Source organism: Chryseobacterium sp. JM1, assembly GCF_000737715.1.
Lineage (GTDB): Bacteria > Bacteroidota > Bacteroidia > Flavobacteriales > Weeksellaceae > Chryseobacterium.
In genome coordinates, this window is sequence record NZ_JPRN01000002.1 from 237,539 (window position 1) to 259,208 (window position 21,670).

Genomic DNA, 21,670 nt, shown 5'->3' on the forward strand with positions numbered 1-21,670 from the left:
TAAAATGGCAACAGAAAACACAACAAACAACACATCACAAACTCTTTTCAGATTTGTAAGTTTAAGAAACCCACAACTGACTGAAACTAAAAAGCAAAATTTAGGTTTCATTCAAAGACCTGCCGGCCTTTTAGGCTCCTTTGATGCAGCCGTGGACCCAAATGCTACAGCTTTGGAAAAATTCAAGGCTCTGGAACGCGCCGTAAAGACTTTTGATCCAGCCGGATATGAAAGTGAACTTCAGATCGAAGAAGGCAGTCTTGCCGAAGCTTTGAAAATAGGAAGAAAAATTGCGAAAAAAGAAAAGCTCTCTACCACCGACGAAAATGCGGCAAAAAGTCTGTATAACAGCTCTTCTATTCAGAATAAACTGGGACAGGTATGGGATAATTTAATTTATCAGACTGTCACACAGGATAATTTTTATGTAAAAGAAGCACTGGTGCATATTCTAAAGACTCTGCATTTCGGATATGTATGTGATCTGCCTGTAACGCCGGAGCTTATAAAAATCAACGGGGCTGATTTAAAAACTAAAGCTTTGGAAGCTAAAGTTGTACTTCCACTCAAACTTTTCGGTGATGGATATGAAGGAGAGACTTCACCAGCAAACCCAGGTGGCAATGCCTTCCAGGTAAATGTTTCAGAGATCGGAAGCGGAGTAATTAATGGCACCCCTATTCCTGCAGCTATTCAACAACAGTTAAAGACTGAAGGAAAAAGAATCTCAGAACTTTCGGTTCTTAGTGATGAAAAAGAAAGCCTTGCCCAATTAAAGACTGAGCTTGAAAAAATTCAAAAAACGTTCTTCAATCTAAGAGCAAAAGCATATGATGCTTCTTACAGACAATATTTGGAAACAAATCAATCTGCTATCAATGAGTATAATGCAATGCTTGAAAAAATCAATGCCCAAATTGACAAAGGCGGTTTATCTCAGGAAGAGATTGATGCCCTGTATGCAGCATTGGAGAGACTGAATGTTGCTCCATTCAAATTCGAATATAAAAATGAGCTTAATTTTGCTGATCTTAAAGCTAAACTGTCTGAGGATCTCTTCAAAGTATTTGTTGAACAGTTTACCCTTGTAAATGATGGCAAGCCGCTGGAAACAGACCTTGATTTTTCATTAATCGAAATGGTATCTGACAAGAAAATTCTTATCAATAAAGTTCCGGCTGTTATTACGGATGAGTATGATACATTCGTAGAGGTATTTGAGAAGCTGGATGAAGATGTGAGCTCAAGAACTCATGATCTTTTTGCCAAATCTCCTCTTAACGAGCAAAGATATGCAAGCATTGGAGGTGTTTTGCTTCCTGTAGGCAATACAGCCAAAATAGATATTTCAGGCACTTATTACCTGAGTTACACCAGTTCAACCAACGGGTTTAGAAGAAACTATGTATCATTCTATTACAATACAGACAGTACTGCTTTAGGGCTGCTTTCTGCCGAAGTTGAACTTTCAGGAACAGGAACTCAGCAACAGACTATTCCGGCAACTGAAGTAGTAGACGGAAAGGTAGCTTTCCCATTGATATACATCACTTTGAGAAGTATTTCAAAAGCAAAGATCAAACTGTATTTCAAAAATGGCGAATATACGGTTGTAGAGCACGACCTGTCTTTTAATGAAGTGTACACCGGAAAGTTCTCATTCAAAACTAAAGATGACGGTGGAACCCCGGGAGAAGGCGGAGGCACCGTTACACCAGGAACATTTGTTCCTAAGCATTTTGGAGTAAAAAGATTGGGAGTTGCCGACTATTTGAAAGTAGTTCAATCTACACAGGCCTATGTTCCGGGAGAGGTTACTCATATCGAAAACGTAATGGCCAAAGAATTTAAGCAGAAATCTACAAGAAGATTAAGAAGAAGCGAAATTCAAACAACAACATCAAAATCTACAGAAAGAGAAACATTAAGCGACACAACGACCACGACCAGAAATGATATGCAGTCTGAAGTAGCCAATGTTATACAACAGGATGTAAGTACTGAAGCGCATTTCAGATATGGAGGTCTCGGAAAAACTTATGAAGTGGGAGGCAGTTTTGCCGCACATAATTCTAAAGAAAACAGTACCAGACAGGCTGTAGAAAAATCTCAGGAAATTACGGCAAAAGCTACGGAAAGAATTCTTACAAAAGTAGCTGAGGAAAGAATAGAAAAAATCATTGAGGAATTTGAAGAAAACAATGCTCACGGATTTGACAACAGAGAAGGAAACAAGCATGTAGTAGGCGTATACAGATGGGTTGACAAAAAAATGAAGAACCAGATCTTTAACTACGGCAAACGTTCCATGTTTGAATTCATGATCCCTGAACCTGCAAGACTTCACAATCTGGCAACACCTTCCGCTAATGTTGATATTTTAAAAGCTCCTGTTGACCCTAGAAAAGCAGAAGGAGAATGGAAAATGGAAACATCAAAAGCAGCCACGAAAGAACAGCTTCAATACTGGTCACAGATCTATGGAGTAACGTTAACAACTCTTCCTCAGGCCAATATTACTGAAGACCAATTCCACGATGACAGCTCAGGAGCTTCAGACTGGGAAATGAGAAATATCGACATTTCTGTTCCTCAAAATTATAAATGTACAAACTACAATGTCCATTATTCTTATAAAGAAAAACGTAAAAAAGGAAAGATCAGAATCAATAATAGCGGCGATCTTACGAACCATGAAGGAGATCTTGGATTCCCTGCCAATGCTACTGTGAAATTCACCCTTACATTCCATATTTACTATATGGACCTTGTTTCCCTTAAAGTAACAAAATACTGTACCCTTTCTGAGGAATTTATGGAAGGCTGGAGAAAAGAAAACTTTGACGCCATCATTAAAGCTTATGAAGAAGCCTATGCAAACTTCCTTGCCAAACAGAAAGAACTTGAAGAAAAAGCTAAAGAAGCAGCCGAAGCAGCCAAAGAGAAAAAAGACAGCCTTGGAAACTTCTACCGTGATATGGAAGCTGTAATCCTTAAACATAACTGTATTGCTTATCTATTGCAGGATTATCTTGCTTTGGGAAAAGAGTTCACTTCCGGAACACAGATGAGTAACTTCAAAGTAATCCTTGGTGAAGAGCTTGAGCAGTACACCGCATTGGCCAAGTTTATGGAACAGGCATTTGAATGGAACATTATGGACTATACATTCTACCCTTACTATTGGGCTTCAAGCCAGAGATGGCAGGAAATGTATCTTTCACAGAATACAGATCCTTTATTCCGAAGCTTTTTACAGGCAGGTATGGCCAGAGTAATTGTAACCGTAAAACCAGGATTTGAAGATGCAGTTCAGTTCTTTATGTCTACAGGAAAAATCTGGAACGGAGGTGAAGTCCCTGTAATTGGAGATCCTATGTATCTGAGTATTGTAGATGAAATGCGTGAGCCGGTAGGTGTAAAACAAGGAAAGCCATGGATCACTACCCTTCCTACCTCACTAAATATTTTACAGGAAGGTTCCGCGGGGTTACGTACTCTTAATGCCCTTCCATTTACTAAGGAAAATCCTGAAGAATTTGAAGTTCCTTCAGATGTCGTTACGGAAGATACAGATTTTGTAAAGAATGACAACCTTCTTGGGGTTAAGGAAACAGGAACCTCTTCTGAGAAAGTAATTTCCGGAGACTGGAAATAAAGTTCATCACAATTAATTAAAAAAAACAATAATATGTCCAATATAGGAAAAATTATTAGGGTAAATGCATTACCTCCTGAAGGAGAAAGAGAAACCAATGTAATTTACCAAGTAGCTGCACCAGGTGCAGCTACTTATACAGACTACGCCATTGATGAAAATGGTGATATGAAAAACCCTGCTACAGGCCTTTCCACTGAAGATCTTAAGGATAATATCATCAAAATTTCTGATCCTGATCTTCAGGCAGAAGGAATTTTTACTCAGGCGCAGTTTAACAAAAGCACTTTAACAGATCTTGATCATAAACTCAACGCTCCTGTAACGGATGGAAATACCCAGAACTTTTCAAAAGTTGTCGGTATAGACGGCAATGGCAATACAGCAAAACTACCCGCTGGAGATTTAGGAAAAAACATGATGAATACAGACCTGTCAAGTACCTCCGCCAGAAATCATACGGTCAATGCTCCATTTACAATTAATACGCTGGGAAATCCTTATACCGTATCGGGCTTGCCAAACAAAAATACGGACATCGGCAATTTCCAGAAAATTGTAGTACAGAATACCAGTGGTTTAAATGCTGTCGTAGACAGCAAAAGCTTTTTAGTTGATATGCCCAATCAAATGACAGAAGCAGAAAAAACAGCATGGAAAACCAAAATGAACGGCGGCTGGACTACCGCAAGTATGAGTGTAGGATTGATTTCCCCAACCGTGGTAAATGTTAATAATAATAACAACACGTGGATATTACTTAAGGGGGCAAATCTTAATATTAATCCTACGAGTTTCTCTGTTGAAATCATGGCCAATGATGGCAATACACCCATCGCGCTCGTGCCCAATTCCCAGGTACAGCTTTCTGCCAATGGCACTGACCTTATTTTCTATTTTAATTTCCACGTTTTACCTATAGGAAGTTATAAAATAAAAATATGGAATGGTGTTGCCAATTACGTGACCGGAAAAACAGTAACAGTAACCAATAATATGCAAATGGTTAATACCGGCGCATTGACCTGGGATCTTAAAACATTCAACAATAATGCTTCCACTGAAAACTTTGGAAGTGGAGGTTCAGCACAGGTGAGTACAGACTCTTCAATTGAAGCCTTAGCCAATAACTATAATATGATTGCTTCATTAAAAAGTTCTGAGCTGATTCCTGCCAATAAAGATTTCTATCTGCAGTTTCAAATTGAAAACATTGCCAATTCCAATGCTAGTCCTGATGTATCCGGAGGAAGTATATACGCTGGTCTGACTTTGAGTTCAAACTCCAACCAACTGATTAGCAATTCGTTTGCGTTTATGAGATTTCATAATTTCTCCCGTTGGCAGGCAAGCAATGGAGACCATGGTCCCGCCATGCAGATTTACCAGAGAGCTTCACTTTTGAGTGGCGTGAATTTTCCTTCATTTTCTACAACAGGAAGTAAATCTTACGATTTTATCCTTCAGAGAGTAGGCTCGCTATACACATTCATTGTCATAGACAACAGTTCCAATGCTCTATACACACAGACATTTGACGGTTCTACCGATGCATTAAGTCTGAGTTTACAGATCCAGAACAGATTGAAACTCCACAAATGCAGCATTAATATCATCAACTGTTATTTAACTAATTAACTCTTCTGTGTAGGAGAAAGCAATTAGTGAAATTGGGCAGAATTTAAACATTCTGCCCTTTTTTAATCTCTAAAAAAATATGAAAAATGAAAAATACAGAATATAAAGGTGTTTTTGACATAGGAGAAGAAGTTCTGTCGATGGACAATAAATTTGTTCTTCCCACATTCCCTTCCTTAAAAAATCCATTTACAGTTGGAGAAAATATGAGAGGAATGAATAATCTAAGCCCGCTGGCAACTGTAAAACTTTTCAACCAGACTGCAGAAGATATTCAAAAAAAATATTATCCGAATGGAGACATTTCCGGCAATGGAAACATAAATGTCATTGAAGAAGTTAACCTTACTGTTAAAAACAAATATAAGTTTAACACTTACAATTATTATTTTGACAACAACAGAAATTCCAGTTACGGAGATGAGGGTGATTTATTGGCTTTTAAATTATTATTATTTGTTTCGAATGACGGAAATAAAGTAAAGGAGTGTTACGAAGTTGTCCAACCTAAAGCTGATGAAGTAATTCTATTCCTGGAAAGCGATTCTGGTGAGTTGAGCAACGATGTTTTATATGGAAAAATGTCTGAAGAAGTCCGTAAGCAGTTTACTGATGAAAAAGGCAACCTTAAAAGCAATCTTTTTGACAATGAGATTATGAAAGCTGTACTGAAAAATACAGATAATATTAATCAGCAAATTGTTGAAGAACTTATGAAAAAAGGCTATGTGGAGCAAAGTAAAATAAAAAAAGGCTTTTTTACAGTTCTTAAATACGTAATGATAGGAATCTCTGCTCCCACCAAGGCAATAGGATGGATCTTAAAAAAGATTGGAGAGGGATTAGAATTTTTAAAAATTCCTGATACATTTTGGGATACTGAGATTGAAGGGTATCTTTTCCAAAAAGAAAATCTAATACAAATTCTTACAATTTCTCCGGAAAAATTAAAGTTCATAAAAGATCTGTTTAATGATAAAAAAGGAATTGATTTTTCAGATTTTACCCCGAAATTTTTAGATGATATTATTTTATCTCAATTGAATTTAGTAGAAGCATTTATAGAAAACTATAACAGTTATATAAAAGAGAAAATAGAATTTTTCTTTAAACCATTTAATCCCGGTATTAACGAAATTAAAAATAATTTAACTGAAGATATCGCTTTGTTATCTGGCATCTGGAATGGACTTGTGGACTTTGTTGTATCAATATTTAAATTTTTTGGAAGTTTGCTTGAGGCCCCATTTGATATCAGTAAAGATTTTCAACATACTTTAGAGATGATTGATAATTTTTGGGATATGCTTGATATTACTTTTTTTGAAAATCTATGGGAAGCCATAAAAGAAGGGGTAAAAAATATTAAAGATTATCTAAGCAGTAAAGATAATGAAGAGTTCAATTGGGTAAGAATCAATTATGCAGCAGGTTTTACAATTTCATTTATTGGTACATTCTTTATTCCCATAGCGGATATTGCGAAAGTAGCTGAAGTAGGAAAGATGGGTGAACTTTTAGCTAAAATTAATTCTGAAATAGGTAAAACAATTTCCCAAACTGCTAAATTTGTAAAAATACAAACTGCTGAAGCTTATCAAAAAGTAAGCAAAGCATTAGAAGATTTAGTGCTCTTGTTCAAAGAAGGAGGAAAGAAATTACATGATTTTGTCAATAATCTCTGGAAAAAAATTGCAGATTGGTTTTTAAGTAATAAAAAGCTGCTTCTGTATGAAGGAGCAGGCAGTGAGATTAGGAGTATTTTAGTAAAAGTGGTGGATATAGCCTCTGATATAGCTCCTGCTGAAATTCTTGAATACGAAAAGAAAATCTTTGAATTCGCAGATGAATATGCAGGAATTAAGAAAGCCACAGGAGAAATGATTGAAGGCATTACCAGTGGGAAACGTAAAGAAGTAGATTTGACTTCTCATTCTGAACATTTACCAGGGTCAATAGTTACACATAACCATCCCCTTGGCAGTAGTTTAAGTACTGGAGATATTAGAGCATTCTTATTTAATCAGATAAAAGAACTTAGAGCTATAGCAGCAACTGACAAAAGTGTATTTGTATTAAGATATATAGGAGAACCATTAACAACAACAGAGATCAGGCTTCTTATAAAGGAAATAGTAAAAGCCAAAAATGAGAAAAAAATGTTTTCGGCAACTCTTTTTGATAATTCTTTAGAAGTGGCAGACCTTTATATAGAGCAACTTATGAAATTAAAAAACAGGGTTGAATATATTCATTATAAAAAATTATAAAATGATTACAAAAAAAAACTATGAAGTGTTATATTATGTAACACCGAAACAATACAGAGCGACTGCATTAGATCAGCAAGAGTACGATCCCAAAGCGATGGAGAATTTAGATAAAGAAGAGGCATTGGAAGAATTATTATTAAAATGCGCTCTCTCTGAATTAATTTCTACTTTAATAATAATTTTCAAGGAAAAGTATGCAAATCCTTTACCTATATGGACAGGAATTGTTGACTATGAGATAAACACAAAAAAAGAGAATTCTAAAAGAAAAGATATTAAAAAAATACAATTCGAATTTAAATATGGTGTAAAAACTGACTTCGGAGCAAATACTGAATATTTAGACAACCTATTTATGGAATTCTCAAGTCCTTCTCAGGCTTTTAAAGATATTGTAAAAAATAATCTACAGGGGAAAACATTTACAGAAAATGAACACAATAACAAAACTACTTTTGTTATTTCCAATAGTCCTATTTCAAAAATAGAAGTTACACCCTCTACATTTCACCTATTCATCAATAAGAGTTCTTTCATAGATTACGGGCAATAAATTTCCACAAAAAATAAAACACGACACGTTTTGTCGCATTAAGCCTATATATTTGTCTTATAAAATTTCACCATGAAACGCAGCTTGCTGCCGCATAAATTATAGACGAATGAAAAAAGATTTTTATCTGACAAGATATGCCTTAATTATCAAAAGATTAGAAAGTTCTCCGGCTACTTATTCCCAGCTGGAGGACTATCTTCTTAACTCTTTCGAATTTCAGGATGCAGGGATCAAGAGCTACTCGATCCGTACATTGCAAAGGGATATCCGGGAGATTTCCGATCTTTTTAATCTTTCCATTCACAACAAAAAGAAGGGCGACAATCGTTATTATATTGAAAGCCGTCCCATCATGGAAGTGGATGAATACAACCAGAAATTATTGGAATCTTTTCAGGTAAGCAACGCATTAAATCTTCATCCGGATTTTTCAGACTTTATCTTTTTTGAAAGCAGAAAACCCACCGGAATAGAGCACTTCTATGATCTTTTCTTCGCCATCCGTAATAAAAGAGTCGTAAGCTTTGAACATTACAACTACAAAAACAAAATAATGACTTCCCGGAAGGTTCATCCCCTGGCTTTAAAGGAATCCAAGGACAGATGGTACCTCATCGCCATTGATACCAAAGACAAGGTCCTGAAATCTTTTGGTTTGGACAGAGTGAATTACCTGGACGTGAGCGACAATAAATTCCGCGAAAAATATAATTACAATTTCAGGGAACATTTCAAAAATGCTTTCGGCGTGATGAATCTGGCAGAACAGAATCCTGAGAAGATTGTGATGAAATGCAGCAGACATCAGGGAGAATACATCAGAAGTTTCCCGCTTCACCAGTCTCAAACAGAAACTAAAGAAACTCCCGAAGAGATCTATTTTGAGTTCTTCCTCCACCCTACTTACGATTTTATGCAGGAGATTCTTTCATATGGAAAAGAAGTCACCGTTCTGGAACCTAAAGGTTTAGTTGATGACATCCGCACCCATCTCCAGGAGTCCCTGAACCGTTATTTTGAAAGCTGATACACAAGAATAAAAAGCTCATTTATTTTGATTATATTTACATAAATATACTCTTTTGAAAGCTTTATTTCTCTATCTGTTTTGCCTTATTTCTTCATTTTGCTTTTCACAGCAGAAGGAAGAATTCCGGAATGTAAAAAGTTTTTACAACCAACACCGGAGTATGCTGAATACTGAGTTTAAAAAGAAATTTGATCTGGAACGGGACTCCTACATGAAAGCCAATATAAAAATTGACTTTGTCCTTTTCATGAAAAAGATGGACAGCATTGAAAATGTAGCAATGATTGGTGCTTTACTAAAAGTGAGAAACCTCGAAGATCTTCAGTCATTAAAAAATCCAAAAGGCATATCAGGAAATCATACCGAGAAACCCGGTGTTTTTGAAAAACCAGCCGATTATCCCGGGGGCTTTGGTACGCTGAGACAGGAAGTGGCCAATCTTTTTTACACGCCGGCTGTTTATACCGAAGCCAAAACCGTAAAAACAGATGTAGCTTTTATCGTAGAGAAAGACGGAACTATTAGCAATGTCCATGCAAAAGGGGATAATTTCACATTCAACCGGCAGGCTGAGATTGCACTGTATTCCATTTCAGAGAAATTCTCACCTGCGGTTATCAAAGGAGATCCGGTAAGATATCATCTGAGACTTCCTTTAACTTTAACGATTGAAGATTAATGTTTACCGACGAATATTACATGAAAATGGCTCTGCAGGAAGCAGAAGCCGCATTAGAAAAAGATGAGGTTCCTATCGGATGTATCGTAGTTTCTAATAACCGCATCATTGCAAGAGCCCATAACCTTACAGAAACACTGAATGATGTGACGGCCCACGCAGAAATGCAGGCGATCACCTCAGCTGCCAATTTTCTGGGTGGCAAATACCTGATCAACTGTACGCTTTATGTGACACTGGAACCATGCGTGATGTGCTCAGGAGCACTTTCCTGGTCGCAGATTTCCAAAGTTGTGATCGGCGCAAGAGATGAACAGAGAGGATTTATCAACAAACACCTTTCTCTGCATCCAAAAACAGAAATCGTCACCGGCATTATGGAACATGAATGCTCAACGATCGTTAAGGAATTCTTTAAAAGTAAAAGATAATTAACTCCTGGAAGAATTACCGGATTCGAGATGCGGACTTTGGGTCTGATAACTGAAATCTCATATTTACCCAAAAGATTCACTTTTCACTTGCGTAGCAAAATTCACCATTGACGATCTTAAATATGATGTCTGCCATCTGAAATCTATTCTGCGTCTTCTATAGCCGCATGGAAAAGAGGTTGTAAAGCATTCATCTTTCTCCAGTTCAATTTTTTGGTCTTTATCATGTATTTTCCAAAATTGAGCGTAAGAAGGCTGTCTTTTTTCTGATACAAATAATTAACCTTTGTCTTTCTATTTTTGTAATCTTCGATAATAATTTGATTCTTTGAGCCCTGCAGATAATGAAAATCCACCATCTTTTCATTTTTGTCCATTAGGATAAGATAACTGTTCCGATGAAAGAAAACATATTGAATATCCGAATCGGTATCTAAATTTTTAAAAGCACCATGAAGAAAAGGTCTGTCTGCTGTATCATCATTAAAATTCCCGGAATCAATGAATGGAAATATGATGACAGCCAGTGAAAGTCCTACAAAAGCTGTCCTGAAAAACACCCAGACAGGCTGAAACTTTGGATTGATTTCTCTTTTTTCTTCCGGCTTAACTTCCTGTTTTAAAATCAAAAAACGGTATAGTGGAATCCAATCATCTTTTAATGCAAAAACAGCCATAAAAAGTAAAATCAGAGAAAAGAATTTAACCGAGATATCAAATCCGATATTGATGAGAAAAATATTAATCAGGATACCAATGGAAATCAACAGTCCGAGCACACGTGTTTTACGGAAAAGAATCAGGAGCGCGGTCAAAATCTCCAAAATTCCGGCAGATACGGAATACAGCCGGGAAGTTCCCATCGTACTCCAAAAAAGAATATCTCTGTCCAGATTTCCGAAGCGTGAGTACAAAATATTAGGTTCAGGAAGGTAGAACTGGGCTTTAAAAATTTTATCAAAACCATATTTCATCAGAACTACAGCCAGGTATAAAACTATGATTTCTTTAGACAAATCAAGAATTCTCTGCTGGTATTTCTTTTTGATCATCACAACAGCCAGACCTGATACAGTCGCAAGAATCATGACCAATGCAAACATAGAACTGCTATCCGAAGAAAAATCTATTCTTGACTGATTGATCTTAAAAATATTTTTCACGATCAACTCTGTGAGGTCACCCCATAAAAACAGTGACCAACTTTGCTGAAAATCACCCAGAAAAGTTAATGGAAAGAAAAGTACAAACAGCAGAAAAAATATTCCTGTTCCTGGAAGAAATTTACTTCTCATTTTTCTTCTTATTCTTTTTCCAGCTGTAAAATCCTGAAGCTCCGGAAAACATTAGTATGCCTAAAAGGAGACCTCTGGGTATTTTTTCTGATTTTTCTTTATTTGGTTTAGCTTCTTTTACAGGTTTGACTTGTTTATAGGAGTTATTTTTTTGATCATATTCTACAAAGACAACGCTGTCCATATCATTGACGAAGTAATAATCTCTCTTCAAAACACTTTTTACACTGTCAATATTCTTTCTGGAGAAAAGGGCATGATTTCTTACTATTTCCCTTCCCGGTTCCCATACTTTTTTAGTCCCGTCCGGAACTATTTTTCGTGCAGAACTGGTCACCAAAACACTTTCTTCATCGTTAAGAATGATCACGGAATCCAGCCTGGCATCTCTTACGTATCTTTTTGGAACAATACCAAGGTTTGATGCATTGGCATCGAAAAGATCTTCAGAAACAGCGGTATTGAAATCTGCTGAATTCCCGCTATGACTTTTGAAAGCGATCAGTTTAGTTTGCGAAAAAAGAAAATTGTTGATGCTTAGAGCAAAGAGAATATAAATTGTTTTCATGGAAGTATTTGCAGATTTGATAGCGTATTCCACGAAAGGTTAAATCATTATTTATTTTTAAAGACAGAATACATCATCACATCAAAGTATTCATCATCTTTCTTGAGATGCTGTTTCAGCAGTGCTTCTTCTTCCATCCCGGCTTTTTCCATGATTCTTCCGGAAGCAGGATTATGCAGAAAATAGGTCGCGTAGATTTTATTAACTTCAAGCTCACGGAATCCAAAATCAATCAGAGCGATAGCCGCTTCTGTGATGTATCCTTTGTTCCAGAACGGTTTTCCCATCCAGTAGCCCAGTTCGGCTTTATCATCATCTCTGTCGTGAAGTCCGATAGCTCCTATAATTTGTCCTTCTTTATTGCGGACAGCAAAAGTATACCCTGTATTGTTTTCAAAGGCTTCCTTAGAGATTTTTATCCAGAATGCCGCGTGTTCCAGCATATACGGATAAGGAATATTGGAAGTAAGATCTGAGAAAATTTTCTCCTGAAGATATACCTTCACCAGAGGAATATCCTCCTCCTTCAACTGTGAAAGAATCAGCCTCTCTGTTTCTATGACCGGAAGTTCTTCTAGTTTTCTCATAACCTATTTTTTTACAATATAACTGTATTTGCAAAGCCCGATTATCTCAAAATCAGTTTCATCCTAAACCTTACTGCTATAAATCTTTTCCTAAGAAATAAAGACCTTTCAGCGTATGCAATCTGTCCATCACATGGATTTTTTCTGTCAATGGCTTATACACATGGGAAACCCCACCTGTAGCGACTACAAAACAATCATCATTCACCTCATCGTTGATACGGTCTATAAAACCTTCTACCATTCCCAAAAATCCGTAAACCATCCCGCTTTGCATACAGGTTACAGTATCCAGCCCAAGAACTGTTTTAGGCTTTTTCAGTTCGATGTCAGGAAGCTGCGCCGTCTGGCTGATCAGTGAGTTCAAAGAAGTTACGATTCCCGGAGCGATGATCACACCTAATGTTTCTCCTGTTTCCGTCACACAACTTGCGGTAAGAGCCGTTCCAAAATCAATAACGATTTTCTTACGGTTGGGATACAGATTGTGGGCAGCGACAAGGTTAGCATAAATATCGGTTCCCATCTGTTTGGATTTCGCCTGAACCCCGGAAGGTGTAGATCTGTCGACGATCACCGGTGAAATTTTATGGATCTTTTTAATGGCCGAGCTGATCACTTTGGTAAGCTGAGGGACCACAGATCCGATAATGACTTTACTGATCTCTTCCGGTTCTATTTTGTAGGTCTGATACAGCATCAGCATCTGAACATACAGTTCATCTACCGTTCTGTACGGCTTGGTATTGATCACCCATGAAATATCACAGTTGTCTCCATTGAAAAGTCCGAATCTGATATTGCTGTTCCCTACGTTGATTACGATTGAATTCATTTGATTTTTTAAGCTAGTCTGGGTTAAAAAACAGGTGTAAAAATAAGGCTTTATCCTCAAAAATAAGCAATATCGGTGTTATTTAGATGAATTCATGAATCTCTTTTGATGACAGGAATACGTTATCTGAATATTTTATTTCCATTATGTAAAATTTGAACCTGAGATTTAGAAAATTGAAAACAATTAATTACCTTTAAAACTCAAAATATTTTAAACCTCATCTTCCATGAAAAACCTGATCTTCTTATTTTTCTTTTGTATCGGCCTGAATACTTTTGCGCAGAGTGCATCTCAGGTAAACAGCGTATTTCAGAAAATAAAAGAAGGGGCAAAGATTGATAAGAATGACCGGGCTGTCTATGATCTTCTGGATGAATTTTACAACAAAAACCTTCAGTCCGAAAAAGATGAAATGACACCGGAAACAGTGGAGAGAATTGAAAAAATGGCCTCAAATCCAGATACAAAAAACCTTCATATCCTTATGCTTTTTCTGATGTATCAGCAACATATCAGCCGTACAGCAATGGTTGGAAAACCATCTGATACAGAATTCCAGATCGAAGCAATGACTTTGCTTGAAAAGGAAACAAAGGATGTGTACGGCAAAGTACCCGCGATCATTTACATCTACAAAGCTGAAGCACTGGACGGAGGCGGAAAGAAAAATGAAGCCAAAGCAACCGTTGATCAGGGATTAAAAGAATATCCTGATTCAGTTCCTTTAAAAGTATACAGCTACCTGAATACAAAAGATGCAGCCCTAAAAAACGATCTTGTAAAAAATCATTCCAATCACTGGATGGTGCAGCAGTTTGAGATAAAATAGGGAGATAGATTTCCAGATATGAGATGTCAGATCGTCAATGGTGAATTTTGCTTCGCAAGTGAATGGTGAAGCTTCCTAAGACGTCAGATTTCAGACCTGAAAACTAGAAGATTTCAATACAAATAAAAATCCCGCGGAAAAGTTCTGCGGGATTGGTTTTTAATTTTATGGATTTATTGTTTTACTTCAACAATATTATCATCCATATTGACATCTGCCAATCTCTGGCTGAAATCTATCCCTAAAACAGACAGCTGAGATTTTGTATAAGGAATCGTCAATGTATATTCTTTTTGGGTCCATGGCCAGTAAGGCATCGTCTTAAAGTCGCCATAGATATCTTTATCCTTCCATGTATGGGTCATATTCAAAGGAATCTGATAGGTAACCACTTTTTTATCTGTTGTCAGTACACTGAAATCCACAGGCATTGGAACCTGACCGTTATTAACAAGGGTAATGGTGGTAGATTTTGCATCGTACTTCACATCTTTAATCCCGTAATCAATGGTCTTTGTCGTGTTGATCCAATAGTTATGGAACCATTTCAGATCCATTCCTGATACTTTCTGAGCAATATGAAGGAAATCCCTGTCAGACGGATGTTTCATATGCCATTGGTCGTAATACTGCTTTAAGGTTTCTGCAAGTTTCTGCTCACCCATAATATAGCCCAGCTCTACAAGATACAGCTCCCCTTTTACGTAAGAAGCATACGTGTAAGCCGTTCCGTTATCGTGATGATCGCCTAACCATACGGCAGGCTCTTCAATTCCTTTTTTAATAAAATTCCTGTAAGCTTCCACGGTATGCACAAAAGGATTCGGAAGTTCTTCCGGGAATAACTGATGCATCACATAGCCTTCTGCATAGCTTGTAAACCCTTCATCCATCCATGGACGTACAGATTCGTTAGTCGCCAGCATCTGCTGATACCATGAGTGTGCGCCTTCGTGAGCCATCAAGCCCATCAGTCCTTTCATATCTTTAGCTTCTCCCAGGATCATGGTACACATTCCGTATTCCATACCGCCGTCACCACCTTGTATAAAAGCGTAGGTCGGGTATACATATTTTCCGAAGTGAGCATTCATCAGCTGGAAATATTTGGTCACATAAGGCTGAGCTTCTTCCCAAACCTTAGTTTTGTCATTCTGCTGATACACAAGGAATACTTTCGGTCCTTCAGGAACATCAAAACTTTTAATGATATAATCTCTGTCTGCACTCCATGCAAAGTCCAGGATATTATTGGCTTTCCATTTCCAGACTGCTTTTTTGCTTTTATCTGCTTTAATTTTTGCAGCGGCATCATATCCTTTTACGTCTGCCGGATTTTCAAGAATTCCTCCTGCTCCAATCACGTAATCTTTATTGATTTTAATGGTAACATCAAAATCCGAGAACGGCGCATGAAACTCTCTTCCGATATAATCAAAAGTGGCCCAACCGTCATAATCGTATTCTGCAATTTTAGGATACCACTGAGTCATGGTCATGTCGACTCCTTCTCTGTTGTTTCTTCCACTTCTTCTGATCTGCTGAGGGATTACAGCATCCCAATCCATGGTAAAAGTCGTGGTAGAATTAGGTTGGATAGGCTCTGCCAGATATACCTTCATAATGGTTTCCTGGACTTCAAATTTCAAATCTTTTCCGTTTTGCTTGATCCAGTGAATATTTTGAGCGCCTTCCTGATCTTTTGGAATAGAAGCCAGTCTCGAAATACCCTCTTTCTGCAGCCTGGAATCTCCGTTTTTCCCCTGACCGGCAATTCTCTGGTCCATCATCGAATTAGGCTTAAAAGCATTCCAGTACAGATGAAAATACACGACATTCAACTCATCCGGTGAGTTATTGGTATATTCTAAGGTTTGATTTCCCTGGTAGGTAAATTTTTCAGCATTAACATCAATATCCATCTTGTACTTCGCAGCCTGCTGATAATAAGCCCCCTGCTGAGCCTGAAATTGTGAAATGATAAACGCAAAAAGGATTGCAGCCGATTTTCTCATTTAAAATTTATTTTTTTTAAAGGTAGGTAATTTATGTAAAACCCTCAAATACGGAGGTATTTTAGGGCTTTTTGATCTGTTCTGGATTAGATGAGGTTTTATTCTGATGGTTAAGTTTGATTGTGCATATTTTTTTAAAACACAAATGGCACAAATTATTGCACAATTTTAAACACAAATAATTCGTGAAGATATTTTCTTGGAAGCCATATCAAGGTTTAGAAAGATGATATGACTTATTAGTGATATTCGTGAAAAACATTGGTGCCATTTGTGTTTAAAATTATGAATGAGTCAACATCTTCTTTATTAAAGTGATCTGTCCCAAATGATAGTAGCTATGCTCAATCATTCCGTCTATATTTCTTCTGTAGGTATCGTATTTCTGATCCACAAAAACCTCATCCAGTTTATCATCAGGGATTTGCTCTACCAATGAGGCAAACTTTTCTGAATCCGTCCAAAGTCTGTTCAACAAATCCTTCCACTGTTCTTCAGATTCAATGGGTGGAAGATCAAAACTGAACTGATCCTTTATTTCAAGATCACCTCCTTCCAGTACATTGAGAACTCCCGCTATATAATAATGAATATGAAAGGTGAGCATGGCAATGGTATTTAAAGAATCTATTTTGGTGACAGCCTGTTCCCAGGTTACGTCTGAAAGCTGATCTTTAAAATTTGTATTGGCGATCCACAGGCCATCCAGCAAGACTTCCCTGAATCTTTTTGCTAATTGTGAAGCTGAGCTCATTGTTTGACATTTTATGATTCTTAAAGATAATTATTTTTTCTTGAGCCATGCTACAGACTTATTTAACCACAAATGACATTCATGAAAAACATTTTCCTGTGAGCCATTTCAAGGTTTTGAACCTTGACATGGGTGATTCGTGATATTCGTGAAAAACATTCGTGGCATTCGTGTTTCAAAAAACAAAAAAACCTCAAGTGCAAAATACACCTGAGGTTGAAGTTATGATTTAAAATCAAATTATTTTTTAGCCGGAATTTCTTTTTTTCCGCTTTGTAAGATCTTTTCAAGGATTCTTAAAGTGATCAGATAGGTAGGTTTTACCCCTGTAAGACCTAGACCTCCTGAAGAAAGTGTACTTCCTGTTTCCAATGGATTATCCGAAGCATAATAAGCGTAACACACAAACAGATCCGGTGCAATATGATGTCTGATTTTGGAAGCTACCTGAATGGCTTTCTGATAATGCGCTCCTTCCATTTCAAGACCGATGGCTTTCCATGAAGTGTTCATAAAGTAAGAGAGGATATCTCTGTTCTGAAGCGATGTTCCTAATACGGTGATCATCGGACCTTCAAATGCTTTCAGCTCATCATCTTTGAAATCATCCAGTTTCAGGGCATTTTCAAATGGATAGTTGTCTGCCGTTCCTTCAAAGATATGAGAAGTAGGAATCATGATATCTCCTTTTCCTCCATCCAGAATTCCGGCTTTACCCATGATGGAAACAGATTTCACCTTCATCATATACACCTCTCCTTTGTGTTCGAAAGGTCTTAACAATTCATCCATTACCTCAAATGCCTGCTCTCCGAAAGCGTAGTCGAAAACCATGATCACATCGTCTCCTCCATATTTTATACCGCTGAATGGGGTGTTTTTAAGATCTGTCTTGCTTAAATCGATGATCTGAACGTCAATATTACTTCCGCTCTTATCATTAATATAAATCAAACCTTCTTCCAAAGCATATTTTGAAACTTTGTCGCGAAGTTCTTTTTTATCAGAGATATCTCCGTACAGTTTATAATCTACTTCTTTGTTGTCTTTTTTCTTTAAGGCATCATTTCCATACAGCATATTTTTCACGGAGTGCATGTTGGCTGAAATGATGTGAAGCGGACGCATGTGAAGATTGTTTTCAAATAAAACTTCTTTCACTTTGTTGGCCCATTTTTCACCGAAATAGTGGTGCCCTACTCTTTCCTTTAATATCGCACTGAAATGAATTTCTCTTTCTCTGGTCTGCTTTGCATCTTCAAGACTTACTTTTCCTAAGTTGTAGATGATTTTGAATAAACGGTCCGGATTTTCATCATCCCCGAAAGAGTTATAAGCGTTCAATGTCTCTTCAAAAGTTCTTCCTATTAAAGAAGACAAATGAATCAAAGCCACTTCTTTTTCTTTTCTGCTGAATTTCTTTTCCCCTTTTACTACTTCTTCGATGATTTTAAAAGCACGTGTCGGTTTCCAGTTTTCATCCTGAATGAAAGCCAGATTTCTCACTTTGTCTGCTTCTATAAATAAGAAGGTAAGGTGGGTAAGAATATCATAAATTTCCGAACGTCCCAAAAGAACTTCAATGTTCATCTGGTGCTCGTCTATCCTGTAACAGTTTCTTCTTCTCTTTTTAGGTACAATAGGTTCGAAACTTCCTTTATCAAAACCCTCATCCGATGTAAGATGAATAAAAGCACATTCTTCAATTCCTTCCGGAAGTCTGTCTAAAACGTACATCAAACCATTTAATTCCAATTTATTAGGAATATTCATGGTACCATAAATCTCTGGATTGATAGTCTTTAACAAACTTCTGATACTTTCTCCAGAAACACCGGCAGGTTTAAAAAAACCTCTGTAAAAGAGGTGTCTCATAGAAATATACAATCTTTCAATTGCTTCCGTTGTTTCTCTAGCTCTAGAATTTGTCATAAAATAAATTTCACACAAATATACAAAATATCGGCTCAACTTATTTTAAGTATCTTTTAACAAGCAGTTTAAATTTGTATCTTTATCATTCTAAAATGTTTGATCTAAAATGTATTGATGAGGCTTCTATAAAGGATAAATTTAGAACACATTAATCCAGCACCCCCCATAATAAAAAGTTAAACCACAGTTTATATTTTAAAAATTTCAGAGACACCCCTGTATTTTTTAGGGTAAAATCATTTTGAATTCATTTTTTTTGTAAATTTGCCCCACAAAATACAACCTTAATATGTCAACTTTAAGATTCAAAGCGTTAGAAACTTTACCATTTAAGGACTTCAGAAGAGATAATTCTGTTGAGGTTCCCGGAAAACTGTCAGAATTATTCTGCCAGAATGTTTTCTCAGAAGAGACGATGAGAGAATACCTGACAAAGGAAGCATTCCAGTCTATTATGGATGCTATTAAAAAAGGAACAAAGATCCAGAGACACATTGCAGACCAGGTAGCCGTAGCTATGAAAGACTGGGCAATGAGCAAAGGAGCAACTCACTACACGCACTGGTTTCAGCCATTGACAGGAACTACTGCAGAAAAGCACGATTCTTTCTTTACTCCAATTGAAGGAGGAAGAGCAATCGAAAGATTCAGCGGAAATCTACTGATCCAGCAGGAGCCTGATGCTTCTTCTTTCCCGAACGGAGGAATCAGAAACACTTTCGAAGCAAGAGGTTATACCGCGTGGGATCCTACTTCTCCTGCATTCATCATGGGAACTACTTTATGTATTCCTTCTATCTTTATCTCTTACACAGGAGAAACTTTAGATTATAAAGCACCTCTTTTAAGAGCGTTGAATGCTGTGGACGAAGCTGCAACCAACGTTATGCAGTATTTTGACAAAAACGTAACAAAAGTAACTCCTACTTTAGGTTGGGAGCAGGAATATTTCTTAGTTGACTCCGCATTATACCAATCGCGTCCGGATCTTGTTTTAACAGGTAAGACTTTATTAGGTCACTCTCCTGCTAAAGGACAGCAGCTGGATGACCACTATTTCGGTTCTATCCCGACAAGGGTAATGAACTTCATGAAAGAGCTGGAGATCGAATGTATGAAGCTGGGAATTCCTGTAACGACAAGACATAACGAGGTGGCTCCAAACCAGTTTGAGCTGGCTCCAATGTTTGAAGAAGTAAACGTTGCCGTAGACCACAACTCTCTGTTGATGGACATCATGGCAAGAATTGCTCACAAGCACCATTTCCATATTTTATTCCATGAAAAACCATTTGCAGGAGTAAACGGAAGCGGTAAGCACAACAACTGGTCTTTAGCAACAGATACAGGTGAAAACCTATTAAGCCCGGGAAAAAACCCTAAGAAAAACTTACAGTTCCTTACATTCTTCGTTAATACCATCAAAGCGGTTTACGAATACGCTGACCTTTTAAGAGCAAGTATCGCTTCTGCAAGTAACGACCACAGATTAGGTGCCAACGAAGCTCCACCAGCAATTATTTCCGTGTTCATCGGAAGCCAGCTGTTCAGAGTATTGGAAGAATTGGAAAAAGTAACGGAAGGGAAACTTTCTCCGGACGAAAAAACAGATCTTAAATTAAATGTAGTTGGAAAAATCCCTGAAATTCTTTTAGATAACACGGATAGAAACAGAACGTCTCCATTTGCATTTACAGGAAATAAATTCGAGATCAGAGCGGTAGGATCTTCTGCAAACTGTGCAGAGTCTATGACCGTAATGAACACGATCGCTGCAAAACAATTAATCGATTTCAAAAAAGAAGTTGATGCTCTTATTGAAACAGGTCTTAAGAAAGACGAAGCGATCTTCAACGTATTGAGAGAATACATCAAGCAGTGCAAGAGCATTATGTTTGAAGGTGACGGATATTCTGACGACTGGGCGAAAGAAGCTAAAAAGAGAGGTTTGAATAACTTAAAAACCACTCCTGAAGCACTTAAACAGGAAATGGATAAAAAATTCGTTGCTCTTTACGAAGAAATCGGAGTATTTACACACAGAGAAGTTGAGGCAAGAAACGAAATCAAATTAGAAAAATATTCTACGGTTATTGATATTGAAGCAAGAGTTTTAAGTGATATCGCAAGAAACCACATCATTCCTTCAGCTTTAAATTATCAGAACAGACTGATCGAGAACGTAAAAGGTCTTAAGGAAATATTCCCTGACAAAGAATTCAAAACATTGGCGAAAGAGCAAATGAGCTTAATCACCAATATCTCTGAAAACGTTTCCAAAATCAAACTGGGCGTTGAAGATCTTATTAAAGCAAGAGAAGCAGCGAAGGCTGTATCTAATAGTCAAAAGCAGGCAGAAACGTACTGCACCAAAGTAATTCCTTTATTTGATGTAATCAGAGAAGCTTCTGATGATCTTGAAATGATGGTGGATGACGAGCTTTGGCCAATGACTAAATATAGAGAAATGTTATTTACAAAATAACATCTGTAAAGTTCCATATTAGTTAAGTTCCCCGGTTTTTCCGGGGAATTTTTTTGATCTAAAACCTTTTCCGGTGGTCATCTTCAGACATCCACC

At 37.2% G+C, this 21,670-nt stretch carries 16 protein-coding genes; 9 read left to right on the top strand and 7 right to left on the bottom strand.

Going from position 1 to position 21,670, the window contains the following annotated elements; translation table 11 throughout:
* Positions 1 to 4 precede the first annotated feature (4 nt).
* The 7 genes from IW22_RS24585 (at position 5) to IW22_RS03320 (ending at position 10,265) form a co-directional block, all read left to right on the top strand.
* Complete coding sequence (locus tag IW22_RS24585) at positions 5 to 3,658, top strand: hypothetical protein (RefSeq protein ID WP_228383988.1); 3,654 nt, start codon at positions 5 to 7, stop codon at positions 3,656 to 3,658.
* 33 nt (positions 3,659 to 3,691) lie between these two features.
* Entirely contained in the window at positions 3,692 to 5,296 is a 1,605-nt protein-coding gene (locus IW22_RS03295) for a hypothetical protein (protein ID WP_034724120.1), read from the top strand.
* Positions 5,297 to 5,382: 86 nt separating this feature from the next.
* Complete coding sequence (locus IW22_RS03300; RefSeq protein ID WP_051891009.1) at positions 5,383 to 7,566, top strand: hypothetical protein; 2,184 nt, start codon at positions 5,383 to 5,385, stop codon at positions 7,564 to 7,566.
* Between the two features lies 1 nt (position 7,567).
* A complete protein-coding gene (locus tag IW22_RS03305; RefSeq protein ID WP_131401679.1) occupies positions 7,568 to 8,122 on the top strand; it encodes a hypothetical protein in 555 nt (184 codons plus the stop codon).
* Between the two features lie 109 nt (positions 8,123 to 8,231).
* Positions 8,232 to 9,152, top strand: coding sequence for a helix-turn-helix transcriptional regulator (locus tag IW22_RS03310; protein WP_034724122.1), 921 nt, complete (start codon positions 8,232 to 8,234; stop codon positions 9,150 to 9,152).
* Between the two features lie 55 nt (positions 9,153 to 9,207).
* A complete protein-coding gene (locus IW22_RS03315) occupies positions 9,208 to 9,834 on the top strand; it encodes an energy transducer TonB (RefSeq protein WP_228383989.1) in 627 nt (208 codons plus the stop codon).
* The gene (locus tag IW22_RS03320; RefSeq protein WP_034724123.1) at positions 9,834 to 10,265 is read left to right on the top strand and encodes a nucleoside deaminase; all 432 of its coding nucleotides are present in this window, start codon (positions 9,834 to 9,836) and stop codon (positions 10,263 to 10,265) included. The genes IW22_RS03315 and IW22_RS03320 overlap by 1 nt, the downstream gene beginning before the upstream one ends.
* Positions 10,266 to 10,411: 146 nt before the next feature.
* Here IW22_RS03320 and IW22_RS03325 read toward each other — a convergent pair whose 3' ends face one another.
* The 4 genes from IW22_RS03325 to IW22_RS03340 form a co-directional block, all read right to left on the bottom strand.
* Complete coding sequence (locus IW22_RS03325) at positions 10,412 to 11,563, bottom strand: hypothetical protein (protein ID WP_034724124.1); 1,152 nt, start codon at positions 11,561 to 11,563, stop codon at positions 10,412 to 10,414.
* Positions 11,553 to 12,131, bottom strand: coding sequence for a hypothetical protein (locus IW22_RS03330; RefSeq protein ID WP_131401680.1), 579 nt, complete (start codon positions 12,129 to 12,131; stop codon positions 11,553 to 11,555). The genes IW22_RS03325 and IW22_RS03330 overlap by 11 nt, the downstream gene beginning before the upstream one ends.
* A gap of 47 nt (positions 12,132 to 12,178) precedes the next feature.
* A complete protein-coding gene (locus tag IW22_RS03335) occupies positions 12,179 to 12,718 on the bottom strand; it encodes a GNAT family N-acetyltransferase (RefSeq protein ID WP_034724128.1) in 540 nt (179 codons plus the stop codon).
* Between the two features lie 76 nt (positions 12,719 to 12,794).
* Positions 12,795 to 13,553, bottom strand: a complete 759-nt coding sequence (locus IW22_RS03340) for a type III pantothenate kinase (protein WP_034724131.1) — start codon at positions 13,551 to 13,553, stop codon at positions 12,795 to 12,797.
* A 229-nt stretch (positions 13,554 to 13,782) separates the two neighbouring features.
* On the opposite strand from IW22_RS03340, the gene IW22_RS03345 reads away from it, so the two are divergent.
* Entirely contained in the window at positions 13,783 to 14,385 is a 603-nt protein-coding gene (locus tag IW22_RS03345; protein WP_034724133.1) for a hypothetical protein, read from the top strand.
* A gap of 173 nt (positions 14,386 to 14,558) precedes the next feature.
* On the opposite strand, the gene IW22_RS03350 is transcribed toward IW22_RS03345, so the two are convergent.
* From IW22_RS03350 to IW22_RS03360, 3 genes are all read right to left on the bottom strand, one after another.
* Entirely contained in the window at positions 14,559 to 16,400 is a 1,842-nt protein-coding gene (locus IW22_RS03350; RefSeq protein WP_034724135.1) for a M1 family metallopeptidase, read from the bottom strand.
* 283 nt (positions 16,401 to 16,683) lie between these two features.
* On the bottom strand, positions 16,684 to 17,154 hold the full coding sequence (locus IW22_RS03355) for a hypothetical protein (protein ID WP_034724138.1): 471 nt from the start codon (positions 17,152 to 17,154) through the stop codon (positions 16,684 to 16,686).
* A 240-nt stretch (positions 17,155 to 17,394) separates the two neighbouring features.
* On the bottom strand, positions 17,395 to 19,086 hold the full coding sequence (locus IW22_RS03360; RefSeq protein ID WP_034724139.1) for a DUF6909 family protein: 1,692 nt from the start codon (positions 19,084 to 19,086) through the stop codon (positions 17,395 to 17,397).
* A 292-nt stretch (positions 19,087 to 19,378) separates the two neighbouring features.
* On the opposite strand from IW22_RS03360, the gene IW22_RS03365 reads away from it, so the two are divergent.
* Positions 19,379 to 21,574, top strand: coding sequence for a glutamine synthetase III (locus tag IW22_RS03365; RefSeq protein WP_034724140.1), 2,196 nt, complete (start codon positions 19,379 to 19,381; stop codon positions 21,572 to 21,574).
* Positions 21,575 to 21,670 lie beyond the last annotated feature (96 nt).

Coding starts and splice junctions, on each gene's coding strand:
- IW22_RS03345 (WP_034724133.1), top strand. CDS start 13,783: ATGAAAAACCTGATCTTCTTATTTTTCTTTTGTATCGGCCTGAATACT.
- IW22_RS03350 (WP_034724135.1), bottom strand. CDS start 16,400: ATGAGAAAATCGGCTGCAATCCTTTTTGCGTTTATCATTTCACAATTT.
- IW22_RS03305 (WP_131401679.1), top strand. CDS start 7,568: ATGATTACAAAAAAAAACTATGAAGTGTTATATTATGTAACACCGAAA.
- IW22_RS03330 (WP_131401680.1), bottom strand. CDS start 12,131: ATGAAAACAATTTATATTCTCTTTGCTCTAAGCATCAACAATTTTCTT.
- IW22_RS03340 (WP_034724131.1), bottom strand. CDS start 13,553: ATGAATTCAATCGTAATCAACGTAGGGAACAGCAATATCAGATTCGGA.
- IW22_RS03310 (WP_034724122.1), top strand. CDS start 8,232: ATGAAAAAAGATTTTTATCTGACAAGATATGCCTTAATTATCAAAAGA.
- IW22_RS03365 (WP_034724140.1), top strand. CDS start 19,379: ATGTCAACTTTAAGATTCAAAGCGTTAGAAACTTTACCATTTAAGGAC.
- IW22_RS03300 (WP_051891009.1), top strand. CDS start 5,383: ATGAAAAATACAGAATATAAAGGTGTTTTTGACATAGGAGAAGAAGTT.
- IW22_RS03335 (WP_034724128.1), bottom strand. CDS start 12,718: ATGAGAAAACTAGAAGAACTTCCGGTCATAGAAACAGAGAGGCTGATT.
- IW22_RS03360 (WP_034724139.1), bottom strand. CDS start 19,086: ATGACAAATTCTAGAGCTAGAGAAACAACGGAAGCAATTGAAAGATTG.
- IW22_RS03320 (WP_034724123.1), top strand. CDS start 9,834: ATGTTTACCGACGAATATTACATGAAAATGGCTCTGCAGGAAGCAGAA.
- IW22_RS03295 (WP_034724120.1), top strand. CDS start 3,692: ATGTCCAATATAGGAAAAATTATTAGGGTAAATGCATTACCTCCTGAA.
- IW22_RS03355 (WP_034724138.1), bottom strand. CDS start 17,154: ATGAGCTCAGCTTCACAATTAGCAAAAAGATTCAGGGAAGTCTTGCTG.
- IW22_RS03325 (WP_034724124.1), bottom strand. CDS start 11,563: ATGAGAAGTAAATTTCTTCCAGGAACAGGAATATTTTTTCTGCTGTTT.
- IW22_RS24585 (WP_228383988.1), top strand. CDS start 5: ATGGCAACAGAAAACACAACAAACAACACATCACAAACTCTTTTCAGA.